Annotated in this window: 18 protein-coding genes; 2 read left to right on the forward strand and 16 right to left on the reverse strand. The window is 66.1% G+C overall.

Annotation, left to right across the window (positions count from 1 at the left end; translation table 11 throughout):
- Positions 1–1262 precede the first annotated feature (1262 nt).
- From GF399_02385 to GF399_02415, 7 genes are all read right to left on the reverse strand, one after another.
- The gene (locus tag GF399_02385) at positions 1263–3641 is read right to left on the reverse strand and encodes a T9SS type A sorting domain-containing protein (GenBank protein MBD3399161.1); all 2379 of its coding nucleotides are present in this window, start codon (positions 3639–3641) and stop codon (positions 1263–1265) included.
- A gap of 130 nt (positions 3642–3771) precedes the next feature.
- Positions 3772–4752 (reverse strand): GNAT family N-acetyltransferase, encoded by a 981-nt coding sequence (locus tag GF399_02390; GenBank protein ID MBD3399162.1) that lies wholly within the window; start codon positions 4750–4752, stop codon positions 3772–3774.
- Between the two features lie 119 nt (positions 4753–4871).
- The gene (locus GF399_02395) at positions 4872–5948 is read right to left on the reverse strand and encodes an MBL fold hydrolase (GenBank protein MBD3399163.1); all 1077 of its coding nucleotides are present in this window, start codon (positions 5946–5948) and stop codon (positions 4872–4874) included.
- A 29-nt stretch (positions 5949–5977) separates the two neighbouring features.
- Entirely contained in the window at positions 5978–6484 is a 507-nt protein-coding gene (locus GF399_02400; protein ID MBD3399164.1) for a rubrerythrin, read from the reverse strand.
- 201 nt (positions 6485–6685) lie between these two features.
- The gene (locus GF399_02405; protein MBD3399165.1) at positions 6686–7213 is read right to left on the reverse strand and encodes a ferritin; all 528 of its coding nucleotides are present in this window, start codon (positions 7211–7213) and stop codon (positions 6686–6688) included.
- A 97-nt stretch (positions 7214–7310) separates the two neighbouring features.
- Positions 7311–7697: a desulfoferrodoxin gene (locus GF399_02410; protein ID MBD3399166.1), complete on the reverse strand. Its 387-nt coding sequence runs from the start codon at positions 7695–7697 to the stop codon at positions 7311–7313.
- A gap of 140 nt (positions 7698–7837) precedes the next feature.
- Positions 7838–8296 (reverse strand): rubrerythrin, encoded by a 459-nt coding sequence (locus tag GF399_02415; protein MBD3399167.1) that lies wholly within the window; start codon positions 8294–8296, stop codon positions 7838–7840.
- A 521-nt stretch (positions 8297–8817) separates the two neighbouring features.
- Here GF399_02415 and GF399_02420 point away from each other — a divergent pair.
- Positions 8818–9813: a hypothetical protein gene (locus GF399_02420; GenBank protein ID MBD3399168.1), complete on the forward strand. Its 996-nt coding sequence runs from the start codon at positions 8818–8820 to the stop codon at positions 9811–9813.
- 129 nt (positions 9814–9942) lie between these two features.
- Here the strand turns inward: GF399_02420 and mutM are convergent, their stop codons facing one another.
- From mutM to GF399_02445, 5 genes are all read right to left on the reverse strand, one after another.
- Positions 9943–10755 carry a bifunctional DNA-formamidopyrimidine glycosylase/DNA-(apurinic or apyrimidinic site) lyase gene (mutM, locus tag GF399_02425; protein MBD3399169.1) on the reverse strand — a complete coding sequence of 271 codons (813 nt, stop codon included), beginning with the start codon at positions 10753–10755 and terminating at the stop codon, positions 9943–9945.
- Between the two features lie 67 nt (positions 10756–10822).
- Positions 10823–11137, reverse strand: a complete 315-nt coding sequence (locus GF399_02430; protein ID MBD3399170.1) for a hypothetical protein — start codon at positions 11135–11137, stop codon at positions 10823–10825.
- A 17-nt stretch (positions 11138–11154) separates the two neighbouring features.
- Positions 11155–11469 (reverse strand): hypothetical protein, encoded by a 315-nt coding sequence (locus GF399_02435; GenBank protein ID MBD3399171.1) that lies wholly within the window; start codon positions 11467–11469, stop codon positions 11155–11157.
- Positions 11470–11522: 53 nt separating this feature from the next.
- Positions 11523–12104 (reverse strand): methyltransferase domain-containing protein, encoded by a 582-nt coding sequence (locus GF399_02440; protein MBD3399172.1) that lies wholly within the window; start codon positions 12102–12104, stop codon positions 11523–11525.
- A 250-nt stretch (positions 12105–12354) separates the two neighbouring features.
- Complete coding sequence (locus tag GF399_02445; protein MBD3399173.1) at positions 12355–13800, reverse strand: type II secretion system protein GspE; 1446 nt, start codon at positions 13798–13800, stop codon at positions 12355–12357.
- On the opposite strand from GF399_02445, the gene GF399_02450 reads away from it, so the two are divergent.
- Positions 13735–14124, forward strand: coding sequence for a hypothetical protein (locus GF399_02450; protein ID MBD3399174.1), 390 nt, complete (start codon positions 13735–13737; stop codon positions 14122–14124). The genes GF399_02445 and GF399_02450 overlap by 66 nt on opposite strands.
- Here the strand turns inward: GF399_02450 and GF399_02455 are convergent, their stop codons facing one another.
- From GF399_02455 to der, 4 genes are read right to left on the reverse strand one after another with little or no spacing between them, the layout of a single operon-like run.
- Positions 14125–14589 carry a hypothetical protein gene (locus GF399_02455; GenBank protein ID MBD3399175.1) on the reverse strand — a complete coding sequence of 155 codons (465 nt, stop codon included), beginning with the start codon at positions 14587–14589 and terminating at the stop codon, positions 14125–14127. It abuts the gene before it with no gap.
- Entirely contained in the window at positions 14589–14921 is a 333-nt protein-coding gene (locus tag GF399_02460; protein MBD3399176.1) for a MerR family transcriptional regulator, read from the reverse strand. Before GF399_02460 ends, GF399_02455 begins: the two co-directional genes overlap by 1 nt.
- Complete coding sequence (locus tag GF399_02465) at positions 14911–15630, reverse strand: acyl-phosphate glycerol 3-phosphate acyltransferase (GenBank protein MBD3399177.1); 720 nt, start codon at positions 15628–15630, stop codon at positions 14911–14913. Before GF399_02465 ends, GF399_02460 begins: the two co-directional genes overlap by 11 nt.
- Positions 15631–15666: 36 nt before the next feature.
- The gene (der, locus tag GF399_02470) at positions 15667–16989 is read right to left on the reverse strand and encodes a ribosome biogenesis GTPase Der (GenBank protein ID MBD3399178.1); all 1323 of its coding nucleotides are present in this window, start codon (positions 16987–16989) and stop codon (positions 15667–15669) included.
- Positions 16990–17511 lie beyond the last annotated feature (522 nt).

The raw sequence follows: 17511 nt of genomic DNA on the forward strand, positions 1-17511 counted from the left end.
GCCATCGTAATACGGCTTATTGTTACGACAAGCGAATCCGCCGGCGCCACGCCGCCGCTCGCCGGGCCGAGCTCGACCCGACCAGCTACACCGATAAGCCGACGGCCGGCGGGCCCATAAGAAACTGTCACTCAACGGCTTCCACCACAGGCGCATCAGCCACCAACAGGAGTTCGCTGATGGACGGACGCATATCAACGGCCTCGAGAGCTTCCGGGGCTTCGCCTAACGCCGCCTAAAAGCCGACTACGGCGACTTCAAACGCAACTGCAGACTATTTCTCAAAGAGGGGTCATTTTGATTTAACCATCGAGACGACGAAAACGCGCTTAATCATCTCGGGAGCAGACTGCGCGCTTGTTCATAATTAGTTGATAATCCATAACTTGATCTGGCAGAGCTTGAGTGGCTTATACGTCGCTGTACCGCTTCCGGCGGCCCGGGCTGGTTGATCCATTGCTTCAATCTGTTACCTTTATCTGGGGGTATTTGCTACTATATCCTTCAATATCAGCCAATCAGGCCTGATCCTCGTCCGCTTTGGACAGGCAGCCATAAACCACTCCTCGCCGTGTTTTCTATCCATTCTCTGCTGAATGGTCCGGGATCGGGTAAAATGCCATAAGTAATGTCGGGACGGGAAATCAATCCCGTCCGCAAGCCGGAGCAAATAGCTGCCGGGGTTGTACGGCGTGGATGTGGGCGCGTCTTCTACCCCCACCCTTTCCCTCGGGGAGGGGGAAGATCATCCTTGGCGGCTATCCAAGTTAAATTGCGCAGGCTGTCGGACCGTTTTGTTGAGAGTGGACGGCCCTGTCTTGGGTGGTCAAGACGGCCGCCGGCGTAGCGGGACTCGGTGGTATTATCTGCTTTATTGTCAAATGGTTGAGTAGAGGTGTCCCATCTTCGGCGGGCCCTGCGGGTCGAGCTCGGAGCCAGGGACTTCGTACATCGGGACCCGGGCGATGAGAGAAGACTCGAGGTGCAACAAGAGGTGCAACAAACGGTAAGAAGCGCGGGCAGGGTGCTCAGCATCCCCGGTCCACGGTTTGAGGATGCCGTGGTTCGCGGAGAGCGGCCGTCGTGACAGTGGAAGGCGATCAAAGAACGCAGGGACCGACCTGCGGGTCGGCCCCTGGGTCCCGTGTCTGAAGCCTCTACGCGGTGGGTCGTGGAGCGAGCCGAGCCATCGCAACTCCAATAACCCCGGGCGGGATTCTTGAGCTTCGCGCCGGGGTGTCGCATCCCGCGGTTCGGCGACTTCAGCGCCGCAGAACGACGCGCTCGACGGCGGTTCGGCCGGCGGCCTCCAAGCGCAGCAGGTAGAGCCCCGGCGCGTTGCCGACGGTGGACCAGTTGGTGGTGTGGCGTCCGGCGGCCAGCGGTCCGTCGACGAGGAGGGCGAGGCGGCGGCCGGCCAGATCGTAGACGGCCAGGCGGACGTCGGCGGCTTCGGCGAGCTCGAACTCGAGTTGGAGGGTCGCGCCGCAGCTCAACGGGTTGGGGTAGGCGGGACGCAGGGTGAAGGACTCGGCGGCGGCGGGACGGCGGTACTCGACGGGACCGAGGGTCAGCCGTTCGCCGTCGGCCAGGGTAACCCGCAGGCGGTACTCGCAGGTCTCGCCGGGTTGGGGTTGGCGGTCGAGGTAGCGGGTGCGTTCGCCGGACAGCGGCTCGGTGGTCAGCGGCAACCAGGGCCCGTCGTCGCGACGGCGCTCGAGCTCGCAGGCCGCGGACTCCCCGCTGGTGACGGTCCAACTGAGCAGGCAGCCCTCAGCGTGATGCGTCGCCGTCAGCTCGCCGTCGCGGACGGGGGTGAAGTCGCCGTAGACCAGGCGGGCGTTGAAGTCGCCGCAGGCCCAGCCCCAGCCGCCGCCGCCGTCGTCGTGGAAGAAGACGCCGTAGAGGTCGAGGTTGTCGTCGGCGGCGCGGTTGTCGTCGGTGGAGTAGCTGACGCCGCCGTTGGTCGAGTGGTAGATGACACCGTTATCGGCGACCATCCAGCCCTCGGTGTCGTTCATGAAGTCCAGGGCGTTGATGTCCTCGGAGCCCAGGCCGTTGACCTTGCGCCACTGGCTGCCGCCGGAGTAGAGGTAGTAGGCCAACCCGTCCTCGCCGCAGCAGACACCCTCGCTGGTGGACCAGACATCGACGTCGAGCAGGGGGCTGGTGGCGCTGGACAGGCCGGTGGAGAAACGGTTCCAGGTACCGGAACTCTTGCGGTAGACCACGGCGTAACCGCCGACGACGTCGCCGACGGCCCAGCCGGTGTTCTGGTCGAGCATCGAGACGCCATAGAAGTTTAGTCCGGGAGTGCCGGTGTTGTCCGTGGTCCAGCTCGAGCCGCCGTTGGTGGTGTAGTAGATCGATAGGTCGGCGCCGCAGACGAACCAGGTGTCGGCGTCGAGGACGTCGATGCTGTAGAGGTTCTTGGCGGGCAGATTGCCCGAGGCGTCGCTCCAGTTGATACCGGTGTCCTCGGTGTATAGGACGGTGCCGTTGGCGCCGCAGGCCACGAAGCGGTCGTCGTCGATGTAGTCCAGGTCGTTCAGGTCCCGCGAACCGGCGGCGGCGCGGAACAGCCAACTGTAGCCGTCGTTGCCGCTGGCCAGGTTGTAGCCGTTTTCACCGACTGCCAGAACGTAGGGGTGGTTGGGTTCGGCGCAGGCCACGGCGTTGAGGCGGTTGCCGGCCCGGACGACCATGGTCCACGAGACGCCGCTGTTGGTGAACAGGATCGCGCCCAGCTCGCCGACCGCGTTGACCGTATCGGCGTTTACCGGCGGGGTCAGGGCGTAAAGATCGTTGTAGAAGAAGTGGTTGCCGAAGGCGCTCCAGCTGTCGCCGCCGTCGGTGGAGTAGAGAACCACGTCGTCGTTGCCGCAGACATAGACGTAGCGTCCGCCGTCGCTGACGGCGCCGACGGCGTTGAGGGTGCTGGTGACTCCGGAGGAGCGGGAACCCCAGTCGGTCCCGCCGTTGGTGGTGGCGTAGATGGCGCCCTGGTCACCGACGGCCCAGGCGTAATCGGCGTCCAGAATGTAGACGGAGCGCAGCCCGGGTCCGACGTCCTCGACCTGGCTCCAGGCGGAGCCGTTCCAGCGGAAGATGCGCCCGCCGGTGTCCACGGCCAGCCCGTAGCCGGACGAGTACATGTGGATGTCGTAGAACTCGTAGCCGCCGGAGAAACTCTGGGAGTTCCAGCTCGAGCCGCCGTCGGTGGTGCGCGAGATGTAGGATCCGCCGCAGACCCAGCCGTTGTTCGCGTCGAGGAAGTCCACGCCACGGATGTTGTTGAACTCGCCGGGGCGGTTGATCTCGCTCCAGTTGTTGATGTTCGTGGTCTTGAGCAGGACGCCCGAACCGCCGGCGTAACCCGTCGTCGTCGAGACCAGGCTGACGCAGAACAGGGTCGACGAGGTGGAACGATTGAGGCTGGTGAAGGTGACGCCGCTGTTCCAGGAGGCGGCCAGATAGCCGTTGTCGCCGACGGCGACGGCGACGTTGTCGTTGCGATCGGCGCCGCGCAGGGTGTCGTTCTCCGGTGAGCGCCGGTAGAGATAGTCGGCCCACCAACCGTCGGCGAACACCGCCGGCGTCAGGATCGTGACGAGTAAAAGGACGATGACGCATCTTTTCATTGATCCGCTCCCGTGGTTGCCGGCGACACCGCCGCTTCGCACCAACGGCCGCCGGTGAAGGCGACGGGCCGTCGACGCCCGATGAATGGATAAGGTTCCATCTTGAATATAGGCGCAAATATGCCGGGCGTCAAGTCGCCGTCGTGTCGCGGCGGTAAAGGGCGGTCTGCCCGCTCTGACGAAATCCCGCCCCCCGGTAGAGGGCCCGGCCGCTGTGGTTGGTCGCGCTGACCACCAGGGCCGCGCCGGCCAGCTCCGCGTGGCGGCAGGCCCGCAGAACCTCGTCGACCAGGCGCCGTCCCAGACCCCGACCGCGGTGGGCCGGGCCGACCCCGACGCTGGCGATGAAACCCAGGCGGCGGTCACGGGCGTCGCTGACCGCCGTTGTCAGGATGAAGGCCGCCGTCGCGCCGGTGCCGCTGCGGGCCAATAGGCAGCCGCTGCGCACGGGTTCACCGTAACGACCGCCGAGAACCTCCTCCAACACCCGCTGCGAACCGACGGGTTCGGCCAGCCGGGGGTGCAGGCGGGCGTCGTCGGTTCCCAGGTAGCAGGCGGCCTGCAACAGGGCCAGCTTGTCGAGATCGGCCGGTCGCAAACGCTCGACGGTGTAGTCGCCGGAGGAGGCGCCGCGCGGTGGTGGCGGCTGTTCATCGAAATCGTAGAGCAGTTCCAGCCGGGGAAAGCGCTCCCAGCCGCACCGGGGCAGCTCATGGGCCAGCTCGGGCACGGCCGGGCTCAAGGCCGTCTCGCCGGCGAGAATAAACGTCCGCCCCCGACCGACGGCGGCCAGCAGCTCCGCCGCGTTGGCCGCGGTGTTGAAGCGTCCCGAGAGGTAGCACAGTAGCGCCTCGAGCCCGCTACCCAGCTCCCGCCCCAGACAGAAACCCACGGGCCCGTCGTCGGTCAGCGCCAGGGACCAGGCTTCCTCGAGGGGCAGGCGGGAGCCGAACATCCAGCGCTCGGTCAGCCCGGCGGGCCAATCGTCGACGGCCGGACCGATCCGCCGGCGGAAGAAGCGCGCCGCCTCGGCGAACAACCGTCGCGGCGCCCCGCCCCGGTAGAGTTCCCGGGGGACGCAGACCGGCGCTGCTGTGAAGTCGTCGACCATGACTCGGGGTGAGGGTGAGCATCTCAAGGGTAACACCGGCGGCGGGGAAAACCGTCGCCGGCCGCGCTGAAAAGGGCGGGTCGAGCCCCGCCCCGTGAACTGCCGAGCTGTCGGACAGCCTAAAGGTCGAACAGGCCGTTCCGGGCCTCGGCGGCGGCCTGCAGGCCCGGTGGCAGGGGGATCTCCCGCCCCAGCAGGATGCGCACCACGGCGCGGTGGATTTCCCCGCGACGCTGCGGGAACTGCTCGAAGACGCTGTTGACGAGCAGTTCCAGCCCCGTGGCCAGGTCCGTCTTGATGTCCGCCACCCCCTGCTCGCCGAAGGCGATGATGTTGGTGAAACTGCCGTCGTTGCGCAGCTTCTTCAGCGAGCGGGCGAACTCTTCGGGGCCGACCAGACGGCTGAGCTCGAGGAAGATGGCGTTGGCCGCCGCCAGGTAGTTGTCCTTGGTGCGGCTGTCCAGCAACAGGTTCAGCCCGACGGGCAGACGGCCGAGCTTCTCCATGTAGTACTCGATCCACTCCCCGGCGATCAGGCTGCCGTGCTGGGGGGCCAGCAGCTTCGGTTTGGGGTCCAGCCGGGCGATGTTGTCCAGGGCCAGGGCCAGGGCCTCCCGGGTCGGCATGTAGATCTGGTGGAAGGTCTTGACGCCCTCCCAGTGACGCTCGTCGGCGTAGAGGTCGCCGACGAAGGACAGCCCGCCGAAGAGGTCCCCGGTGAACAGGATGCGGCTCTCGACGTCGTAGAGCATCACCGCCCCGCGGAAGTGGCAGTAGGGCGAGGGGATGAAGCGCAGCTCGTGCCCCGTCTTCATCCTCACCCGACCGTCGGGGAAGGACTCCGTCGAGCGGTAATAGTTCTCGTCCAGCCCGTAGAACTGGATCAGCCGCCAGGTGTCCTCGCTGGTCAGCACGAACAACCGGGGGTTTAGCTGCTGCAGGAAGCCCAGGTTGAAGGCCACGTCCGGATCCTGGTGGTTGGCGAAGGCCACGTTGAGCCGGCTCATCCCGCCGATCAGCCGGGAGAGGTTCTCGTCGAGGGCGCCGCGGTCCGCCGGGGCGCCGGGATCGACGAGGAGGGTCAGTCGCCGTTCGGCGCCCTCGAAGACCCGCAGGAAGATGTTGCGCTCCAACAGGGAGCCCTCGCGCCGGCCGACCCAGTGGACGCCGGGGGCCAGTTGGCCGTTGTCGGTCATCGGATTCCTCGGTGGTGGTTGAAGGTCGATTAAGCCCGGGAAGCCAGAACCCGCTGCAGCTTGCCGCTGAGCAGGCTGACGTGGGAGAACTCCTCGTCGATGATCCAGTCGATTTTCTCCCGGCCCCACTGCTGGGGCGTCACCTTGCGCAGGCCGACGTAGAAGGCGATCGAGTCGCGCTCCAGTTGCAGGGCCTGACGCAGCACCGCGGCGGGGCTCTCTTGGCCGCTGAGGGTCTCGGCGGGCTCCTCGGTGACGTCGAACACCCGGCGGTTCGCCAGGGCCTGCAAATACAGCACGGCCTTGTTGTCGGGATCGAAAACGGTGGGCGCGGAGTCACCGCCGGTCAGCCGCTGGCGCAGCTCAGCGAAGGTGCGCTCGTGCTCGTCCTCCATCTCGGCCAGCTCCCGCAACATTTCCTGCAACTCCTCGTCGCTGAAGTTCTCGGCCGCCCGGCGGTAGAAGCGGGCGCCGTTACGCTCGATCTGTTCCGCCATCTCGAAAACCTCGTCGGCGGAGAACTGGTTTAACGCCATGCTTGACCTCCGTCACTGGAGTCGGTGCGGGTGGATGGAACGGGACGGACTCACCGGCCCTGTCCGTTTGACGACAATCGGCGGTGCGGGCCCGGGTGTCGCGGCGGGCGCCCGGATGATTGCAAAGGTCTCCCGCCCCGGGTAGGAGGCCCGGCGGGGCGGTACCCCGCCGGGTCGAGGTTTCGCTGCAGTGCGCGGCGCTTACTCGCCGACCACCTGATCGACGATGGCGGCGGAGGTGTAGGGGCGGGCGCCCATCTCTTTATCGAGCATGTAGAGCCCGTTGCCCTTCTCGCCGACCATCTTGAACTTCTGCACGTTGGTGGTGGCGTTGTCCTCTTCCTCGATCTGCTCGTCGACGAACCAGTCGAGGATCGGCCGGCTGGCGTAATCCTTTTCGGCCTCGGCGGCCTCGTAGATGCGGTTGATGTCGGCGGTGATCTTCTTTTCGTGTTCGAGGGCGGCCTCGAGGGCGGCCAGGGGTGAGTCCCACTCGACGGTCGGCTTGTCGATGGCGCCGAGTTCGACGCGGGCGCCGCGCTCGATGATGTGGTTGTAGAACTTGAAGCCGTGGATGATCTCTTCCTGGGCCTGGGCGGTGTACCACTTGGCGAAGCCAGGCAGGTCCTGCTCCTCGAAGTAGGCGGCGATCGCCTGGTAGAGATAGCCCGAGTAGAACTCGTTGGTGATCTGCTGGTTCATCAGTTCGCGGACCTTGGCGTTCATCATCGGTTTGGATCCCCTTTCAGGGTTGATGTTGTGGCGTGTAGGGTTCTAGGCTTAGGGATGAGGCCGGGGACCGGCGGGACCGGTCCCGTCGTGGTCGCTACTTGTTCTCGTTCTTCCACAGCTTGTGGACGTTGCAGTGCTCGCGGGCCCAGACGGGCTCGGAGCCGCAGAAACAGAAGTGAGCCTTGGGCTCGTCGCCGGGCTTGAGCCACTTGCGCAGTACGCGGTCCTTGGTGATCAGCTCGATCCACTGGATGTAGTGCTTGTCCTCCATCGGGTGGAGAGTGGTGCCGACGGTGACGGTGTAGCCGGTGTCGTCTTTCTCGATGACGGGGACGTGCTTCTCGTTGGCCATCTCGGCGGTCTGCTCCTCGAGGAGCTCCATCGGCTCGCCGCAGCAGACGAGTTCACCGGGACCGCCCTGGAGGACCATGACGATGTTGCCGCACTTCTCGCACTTGTAGGTCTGGAGTTGCTTAGCCATCTGGTTAACCTTTCCGGTTGGGGGATTGTTCCATCAGCAATTTGAAGCATCGGCGGGGGCGGCGCGGTGGAAAAAGCCGGTTCCCCTGGGGACCCGGCGTCGATGCTGCTGTCTCTTGCGCCGGGTCGGCGGAACGGAGTCTACCAGTCCGCCGAGAGGACGTTGTCGTCGTACTCGACCTCGAAGCGCAGCTTGTGCTTGGCCTCTTCCTGGGCCAGGGCGCGGAAGGTGTCGGTGAGGGCGGCGTCCTCGGTCAGCTCGGCCAGCTCGCTGTAGAGCTTGTAGGCCGCCTTCTCCTTCTTCATCGCCACGATCAGGGCCTCCTGATAGTCCATCTGCTCCTTGATCTCGACCTCGACGACGTAGTCGGCTATCTTCAGATCGGTGACTGCCTTCTCCGAGGGCAACAGGTTCTTGCCCTGCTTGACGGCCTGGAGCTTGGCCTTATGGTTGCGTTCCTCGTCGGCGAACTGGAGGAAGACCTTCTTCATCTCGGGGCGTTTGACGCGTTCGGCGAGATCGGTGTAGAAATCGACGGATTCCTGCTCCCGGGCCATGGCGAATTCGAGGACCTCGTCGACGGAGGAGAACTTGCCCATCGGCACTCCTTATCTGCTTGTTATTGCGGTCTTTAGCTTTGCGCAACGTCCGTGCGCCTCATCGTTGTTTTGTGCGGTAATTATATCACCCGCCCCGGGGATAGTAAAACCGCTTCGCCCGTGCATATATTAGTATAATAGCATAAACCGTGCCAACTTCCCGCCGCCCGATCAAGAAAGTCAGGGGGCCTTGTCGCAGCGGGCTTTACGAAGGGGGGCGGTTTGAGCGGGGTTGATGATGCTTCGAGCGGATCCTGCCTATTTGGCAGGCGGGGGTAAAGATGCCGCCTCATCGGCAGCCCGGATGCTGGACGGTAATCGATTTTTGTGATATAGCTTGACTCAGTTGAGTTTCCGTCCACCCGCTACCACCAACGGAGGTGAACTTGAAGACGCTGCGCATCCTGCTGCTGCTGCCGCTGCTGTTGGCCGCCGCGGCCTACGGCGCCGACAAATACGTCCTCGTCGAGGACTTCGAAAACGAGGGGTGAGGCTACTGCCCCCGTATGCATGAGGCCCTCATGCATGTCCGCGCCGATTACCCCTTCGACGACGTCGCCGTCGTCTCCCACCACGCCAACGACGGCTACTCCAACCCCTTCAGCAACTACCGCAAGAACTACTCCGGCATCACCGGCTATCCCACCTGCCTGGTCAACTACGTCTACCGTCTGACCGGCACCTACGGGACCTGGCAGGAAAACTACAACTGGATCACCACCCGGGTCGACGTCCTGCTCAACCAGCGGGCGCCGGGCACCCTGAACATCATCTACGAGGACAACGGCGCCACCGTCGACGTCCACGCCACCCTGTGCCTCGACGATTACCTCAACGACAACTGCAGCCTCTGGATGCTGGTCTACGAGGACGAGGTCGACAGCTTCGGTCTGCTGTCCCAGGACGGCACCACTTCGCCGGAGACGGTCACCATCAGCGATCCCGGCGAGTACACCACCCACGACTGGAGCTTCACCGTCGACAGCGGTTGGGACACCGACGAGCTCAACCTGGTGGCCTTTGTACAGAAGAACACCGGCGACAAGTCGATCCTGCAGGTCGACATCGTTCACCTCTACCTGGACGGCACCGACGACGACGCCCCCCAGATCACCGGTCAGTACCCCGCCGACGGTCAGAGCGACATCCCCGCCGACACCCCGCTCTACTTCCACCTCTTCGACCAGACCGGCGTCAACACCGGCACGCTGGACTTCAGCGTCAGCGCCCCGGACCTGGCGCCCCAGCCCCGGAACAACGCCCTGCGGCTGGGTCCGCGCCTGCCCGGTGAAATCAGCGGCACCCTCGACGTCGACGACACCGATCCGAACCATGTGATCTGCATCTTCACCCCGGACGCCGACCTGCCCCTGGATACCGAGATCACCTGCACCGTGGCCGGCGGTCTGGCCGACACCATGGGCAACAGCGCCGCCGAGGAAAGCTGGACCTTCGAGGTCGCCTCCAGCGCCGTGGTCCCCTCTAGCTGGGGCGCGATCAAGGCCCTGGGCGAATAAGCTGCCAAGCTGGCTGCTGCCGAACGACAACGGACCGTCGGCGACGGTCCGTTGTCGTCTACTTTGTCGTCTACTTTGACGATGGGCGACAGCGGGGCCGCCCCCTCATCCCCGCCGACAGCGCTGCGGCTACAACTCGACGGTGGCGTCGGCCTGGCAGTGGGGGCAGTAGAAGGTACTGCGCTGGCACTGCACGCAGCGCACGATCTCGGCGCCGCAGCGCGGGCAGTGTTCCTCGGCCCGGCCGTAGACGCGCAGCCGGTTCTGGAAGCCGCCGCGCGTGTTGCCGGCGTCGCGGTAGTCGGATAAGCTCGTGCCGCGGTGGCGAACCGCCTCGGCGAGGATCTTGACGGTGGAGGCGTACAGCCGGGCGATCTCCTCGGCACCCAACTCACCGGCGGGCTTGTGCGGCGAGATGCGGGCGTCGAAGAGGATCTCGGCGGCGTAGATGTTGCCCAGGCCGACCAGGCGGTCCTGGCGCAACAGCCAGACCTTGATCTGCTGACGGCTGTCCGCCAGGGCTTCACTCAGCCGGGCGACGGTGAAGTCCGCGCCGAGGGGATCGACGCCCGCCGGTTCGGCCGTCGCCCGTGTCGGATGCAGCTCCAGGGTGCCGAAGCGGCGCACGTCGTGGAACACCAGCTCGCCGCCCGTGAAGCGCAACAGGGCCCGGACGTGGTCCGTCGGCCGCTCGGCGTCGTCTGCCAGCCACAACAACCGGCCGGTCATCCGCAGGTGGATGGTCAGCCAGGGCCCGCCCCGGAACTCGAGGCCCACCCGCTTGCCCAGCCGCTCGACCCGGCGGACGCTGCAGCCGGTGAGCTCCTCCGACCCCGGCAGCTCCAGCTTGGGATCCAGCAGCTCGACGGACTCCAGCCGGCGCCCGCGCAGCACGGGGTCGAGCTGGCGGCAGATGGTCTCGACTTCGGGCAGTTCGGGCACCGGTTCCTCGCAGGTTGAAGGCGACGGGGGCGCCCGACGGCGCCCCCGCTGGTTATCGCGCGCCGGCTCACTCGCCGGGCAGCTCCTCGATCAGCAACTCGCGTTCGGCTTTGCCAAGCTCGGCCCCGAGGGCGATCATCCGCTCCAAAACCGCGGCCCAGCCATCACGGTCGTATTCGGCCTCTTCGATCCGCTTCAGGCCGTGGCAAGCCGTGCAACTCGTTTCGAGGACCTCGGCGACGGCGGCGGCGACTTCCTCATCGGCCCCTGTTTCGTCCGTAGTTTCCGCGGCGTTCGCCTCCTCGTCCTCCATGGCCAGGGACATTCCCAGCCAGACGATTACCAGGGCCAGCACGATCAGACCCAGGATGTATTTGCGCATTCGTACCTCCGTTTCCGTCAACTCGTCAGATGATCCAGCAGGGCCGCCTGCTCTGCGTCATCGAGTTCGGCGCCGTAACCGATCATCGTCTCGAGGGTTTCTTTCCAACCGGCGCGGTCGTGCTCGGCGCTCTCGACCTTGTCGAGGCTGTGGCAGCTCGTGCAACGCTCCTCGAGCAGGACGACCGCGTCCAGGGTTTCGGCCTCGACGGGTTCTTCGGCGACAGCTTCTTCGCCGTCGACGCCCGCCGCGGTGGTTTCTTCGCCCTCGTCCTCGCAGCCCGTTATCAGCAACGGCAGCAGGACCGCGGCCAGCAACAGTATTCTTCGCATCCCGATTTCCTCCTCCAGTAGGGACTCCATTTTCGTAATCGCAGATCGTAGCGTCAGAAACGGCGCAATACCCAGGCGTGGCGCCGGATGAAGAAACCCTTGTCGTAACCCAGCCAGACCAGGCTGAAGCCGGCCTCGCGAAAAGCCCGCCGCAGCTCGTCCCCCGTGTAGACGCCGTACCTCTTCTTACTGAACAGCCAGGAGATCAGGGGCGCCAGGCTGACCTCGTAGAGGATCAGCCAGCCCTCCGAGCGTAGCAGCCGGGCCAGTTCCTCCACCAACTCGCGCCAGCACGGGCTGTGGTGCAGGACGTGGAAGACCTGGATCAGGTCGAAGGTGTCGTCGGGCAGGGGGACCTCGGCTTCCTCGACCACGGCGAAGCGCAGATGCTCCCGATCACCGTAAAGCTCCCGGGCGTTCTCGACCTGGTCCGGGTCGACGTCGACCCCCGTAACCTCGATATCGTAGCAGTCCGCCAGGCGGGCGGTCAGGTGCCCGATGCCGCAGCCCAGGTCCAGCGCCCGCTCGACACCGGCGAAGTCGACACGCTCCAGCAGGGCGTCCTGAATCGAGGACAGCCGCTCGGCGCGTCGCAGACGATTGACGTGCCGTTTATGGATCCGCGAAAGCTTCATTCACCTTCCACCAGGCGGTTGGTCGTCGGACCCGCGGTGCCGGCCCGACCTTTGAAAACACCCGTCAAGCGGCTCCCGGCAGCTCGGCCGGAACCGGCACGGTTTTTGCGGAGGCGGACCTTCGCCGCCGTCCGCCCGGTCGCCGAGATGCAAAAACCGTGCCGGTTCCGGCGCCGCGGGCGTGGATAACCTTCGAGCAGGCCCGAACCGGTTTTTCAAAGGTCGGGCCGGAGCCGTTCCAGCGGCCGGATTAGCTTCCCAGGACGCGCTCGATCTCCTCGAGGTCGGTCAGCCCGCGCTTGAACTTGGCCACGGCGGCCTGGCGCAGGGTATGCATCCCGGCGTCGACGGCGTGCTGACGCATGGCGGTGACGCCGGCCTGCTCGCCGATCAGGGTGCGCAGGCGGTCGTCGACGGGCAGGACCTCGAAGATGCCGATCTGACCGGAGTAGCCCAGGTTCATGCAGCGCTCGCAGCCGTGGCCCTTGAAGCTGGCCACGCCTTCCATCTCGGCCTCGCTGAGGCCGAAGCGCTTGAGCAGTTCGGCGGGGTAGCTGATCGGCTCGCGGCAGTGTGTGCAGGTGCGGCGCAGCAGGCGCTGGGCGACGATGGTGGTCAGGCTGGCGGCCAGCATGAAGGGTTCGACGCCCATGTTGACCAGGCGGTTGATGGTCCCGGCGACGTCGTTGGTGTGGACGGTGGAGAAGACGAGGTGTCCGGTCAGTGCGCTCTGGATGCAGATGTCGGCGGTGATCTTGTCGCGGACCTCGCCGACGAGGATCACATCGGGGTCCTGGCGCAGGAAGCCGCGCAGGGCCCGGGCGAAGGACAGTCCGATCTCCGGGTTGACGTTGACCTGGTTGATCCCGGCGATGTCGTACTCGACGGGGTCCTCGACGGTCATGATGTTGCGCGTGGGCTCGTTGAGGCGCTTGACGGCGGCGTAGAGGGTGGTGGTCTTGCCGGAGCCGGTGGGTCCGGTGACCAGGTTGACGCCGGATTGGGCGCCGACGGCCTTTTCGAACAGGGCGAGTTGGTCGGCCTCGAAGCCGAGCTGCTCGAGGTCCAGGTTGATGGACTGTTTGTCGAGCAAACGCAGGACGACCTTCTCGCCGTAGATCGTCGGCGCCGTGGAGACACGGACGTCGATGGGTCGTCCGCCGACGTCGAAGCGGATGGCGCCGTCCTGGGGCAGGCGCCGCTCGGCGATGTCCAGGTCGGCCATGATCTTGAGTCGGCTGACGATGGCGTCGCGGTACCTGGCCGGCGGGGTCAGCACCTCGTGGAGCATACCGTCGACGCGGTAGCGGATGCGGAAGCTGTCGCTGTAGTGTTCGAGATGAATGTCCGAGGCCTGATGGCCGGCGGCGTCGGCGATCAGGTCGTTGACGAAGCGCACGATCGGGGCCTCGTCGGTGGATTCGGGAACGCTGATCTCGCCGGGGGTGTCGTCGATCGCGCCGGTGGGGGTTTCACCGGCGGTCGTCTTCCCCGAGGTCTTGGCCGGAGCGGGGTTGTTGGCAGGCTTGGGCGGGGCCTTGCGCGGCGTCGGGCGGGAGCGTCTCCTGCCGCCGCCGTCGTAGTAGCGTTCGAGGGCTTCGAGGAGGGATTGGCGGTCGGCGACGACGGGGTGGACCTCGAAGTCGGTGGCGAACTGGACGGCCTCGATGGCGGCGACGTCCTGGGGATCGAGCATGGCCAGGGCCAGGCGGCGGCCGCGACGCTGCAGGGGCAGGACGTGATGCTTGCGGGCGGTCTCGGCGGGCAGCTTGGCCAGCAGGGCGGGCTCGATCTCGACGCTGTTGACGTCGACGTAAGCGAAGCCGAGGTGCTTGGAGATGGCGGCGGCCAGGTCGCGGTCGGAGACGCTGCCGCTTTTCAGCGCGGCCTGGACGAAGCTGATGCCCTCGTCGGTCTGCAGCAGGACGATTCGCTCCAGCTCCCGCTCGCTGAGCTTGCCCGAATCTACCAGGGTCTGTTCCAGGCTGTGGATGGTGGTCCCTCCGCGTTGATCGGTTGACTAGGCCGGGCCGTAGAAGCCGCTGATCACATAGAGCAGCGCCGCGGCGTCGTCGACGGCGGTCAGGGTCTTGCGCCGGTCCTCGTCGGCCAGCAGGCGGCTGATCTCCCCCAGGACCTCGGAGAGCTCGCCGCCGTCGTCGCGGCCGCCGACCAGACAGAAGACGAGTGCGACGGGCCGGTCGTCGAAGCCGCCCCACTCGATCGGCTCGTCGGCTACGCCGACGGCCAGGCGCAACGCCTTTTCACCGGCGAGACGGCAGTGGGGCACGGCGACGCCGTGGCCGATGCCCGTCGAGATCATCTCCTCCCGGGCGAGGATGCCTTCGAGGATGCGCTGGTGGTCTGCCTCGTCGTAGGCCAGGGTGGCGGTCAGCTTGATGATCGCCGCCCGCTTGTCCACCGCCGTCAGCGGAACCAGCAGGTGTTCCGGGGTCAGGTAGTTGGTCAGCTCGACGAGGACCATCAGTCCTCCGGGAGCAGAGTCTGGTGCACCTGGAGCAGCTCGCCGCGCAGGCGATGCAGGCGTTCGCGCCGCTCTCCGCCGGAAACGTCGACCTCGGCGGAGGCGTCGGCGGCGATCAGCCGCCGGGCGGCGGACAGCTTGTAGCCCATCTTGTCCAGCAGCAGATCGATACGCAGGACCAGCTCGAGGGCCTCGGCGGCGAAGTACAGCTCGTCGTCCGCGCGCCGGGTCAGCGCCTCGAGGCGGGGGAACTCCCGGGCCCAGAACAGCAGCTTGGGCCGGGGCAGTCCGGTGATCCGGCTGACGGCGGCCAGCTCGTATTCAGTCTGCATTCTCGTCTCCCGGAGTCGTGGCGTCCCCGGTCAGGGGCGGGCGTTCCTCGCCCCGGCGCAGCCGGCGGATATTGTCGCGGTGCATCGTCACCACCAGGACGGCCACCAGCACGCCGAAGCCGAGGAAGTACCAGTTGGGCGCCCGGCCGTCGAACAGGGCGAAGGCGGCGATCACCACGGGGTAGGCCAGGGCGGAGGAGATCGTCGAGACGCTGACGATCCGCGTCAGGATCAAAACGACGATGAAAACCACGACCGTGGTCAGGCCGATCCAGGGCGCCAGGGCGATCGCCCCGGCGACGCCGGCCATCGCCCCCTTGCCGCCGCGGAAGCCCAGGAAGGGGGTGAAGATGTGGCCCAGCATGACCGCCAGCATGAGCGCCGCGCCGTGGAGGACGAACAGCTCGTCGGTCAGGAAACCCACCGGCAGCAACCGGGGCAGGAACCAAACCGCGGTGAAACCCTTGGCGCCGTCGGCCAGGTAAGCCAGCACGCCGGGCAGCTTGCCGCAGGTGCGCAGGACGTTGGTGGCGCCGACGTTCTTCGACCCCACCTCGCGCAGGTCCTCGACCCCCCACAGGCGGGCGATCAGCCAGCTCCAGGGGATCGCCCCCCAGAGAAACGCGCCGATGAGACCGTAGAGTAGGTTCAAGGGCCTCCGCCCGAAATCGGATTTTGAAACTGGTCGAAATTCGTCGACTGTAGCCAATAGTACAACAAGACGAGGCCGGTGGTAAAGACGCTTTCAACGCCGACGGCGCTTCTCGCAGCGGTACTCGACCACCAGGGGCACGCCCTCCCAGCCGCCGGCCTCGCGCAGCCGGTTCTCGATGAAGCGCTGGTAGGTGAAGTGGGGCTCGGCGTCCAGGTTGGTGAACAGGCGGATACGCGGCGGGGCGGCGTCGGTCTGCACCCCGTAGAGCAGCTTGTACTCCCGGCCGCGGAGTGACGGCGGCTGGTGGCGCCGCTGCAGCTCGGCGAGGGCGTCGTTGAGCTGCCGGGTGGTCAGCTCCCGGGAGAAGGCCACGTCGAGTTCGCCCAGGTGCCGCATCAGCGTCTTGAGCCCCGTCCCGCTGCGCGCGCTGGCGAAGACCACGGGCACGTGGGCGGCGAAGCCCAGCACGTCCCGTGTCGTCCGCAGCACGTCCCGGCGCAGCTCGTCGTCGAGCTCGACCAGATCGATCTTGTTGAAGCAGATCAAGGCCGCCCGACCGCGCTCTAGGGCGTAGCCGATGATCTTGGCGTCCTGGCCGACCAACCCGGCGGTCAGGTCGACGAGCATCACCACCAGCCGGCTGCGGCGGATGCGCTCCAGGGCGCGGACCACGGTCAGCCGCTCCAGGATCTGCCCCCGGACCTTCTTGCGCCGGCGCAGTCCCGCCGTATCCACCAGCAGGTATTCCGTGCCCCCGTAGGTGAAGGGTACACCGACGGCGTCCCGCGTCGTTCCCGGCACCTGGGAGGTGATCAGTCGTTCCTCGCCCACCAGGGCGTTGACCAGGGAGCTCTTGCCCGAGTTGGGCCGGCCGATGATCGCCACCGGGGTGGCCGTTTCCTCCGTCGAGTCGCCCGCCGCCTGCACCGCCGCGCCGATACGCTCGATCAGCGCTCCCCAGTTGCGCTTGGTCTTGGCCGACAGCGGCAGCACCTCGGCGTCCAGGCCCAGGGAGTAGAACTCGTAGGCGCCCTCGACCTGGGCGTCGTTATCCGCTTTGTTGGCCACGATCAACAACGGTTTGTCCAGCCGACGCAGCCGCACGGCGATCTCCTCGTCCTCGGGCAGGGCGCCGCTGCGGGCGTCGACGACGAACAGCACCAGGGTCGCCTCGTCCAGGGCCCGCTGCCGTTGTTCGTCGACCAGCTCGCGCATCTCCGGGTCCGACTGGTCCCAGCCCCCCGTGTCGACGACGTCGAAGACCCCCACCGGCCAGCGCGCTTCGGCGTAGTTGCGGTCCCGGGTGACGCCGGGCAGGGCGTCGACGATGGCCAGCCGTCGGCCGACGAGGCGGTTGAAGATCGTCGATTTGCCGACGTTGGTCCGGCCGATGATCACGACGAGGGGTTTCAAGGCGGTCTCCGGTTGCGGTCGCTGTTCGTTGCGGGCGCTGTTCGTTGTGGGCGCTGTTCGTTGTGAGCCTGTTCAATGATACCAGATGTCGGCGTTGAAAGCCGCCGACGGTTTACGGTGGACTCCGCCGGCGGCAGAGCTCGATTGCTCCCGGCCCGGGGGTTTCGTCTCAAGACGAACCCCCACTGCTCCCGCCCGGCCCCGTCACGGTTCTTGCGTTCCGCAGACCTCCCTTCGGCGGGAGGTCTGCGGGCAAGAACGCGCGCCGGGGCCTTGCGTTAGTTCCCTCCCGCGCCGGTTAATGTGTCGCGGGCCCTTGACGGGGGGCTTTCTCTGGGCTATATTTCAAATTGCGAGAACGTCAAGCAATCCAGCGAACGTGCAATCCAGCGAACGTGAGATATAAAAAAGTGAGAAAAGAGGGATCATGAAGCGCAAGCTCATACTAGTCTTACTACTATTAGTTTTCAGTTCCCTTGTTTCCGCTCAGACCGCCTGCGCCACCTGGGGTATCGATTACCA

It is taken from the genome of Candidatus Coatesbacteria bacterium, assembly GCA_014728225.1.
Classification (GTDB): Bacteria; RBG-13-66-14; RBG-13-66-14; order RBG-13-66-14; family RBG-13-66-14; genus WJLX01.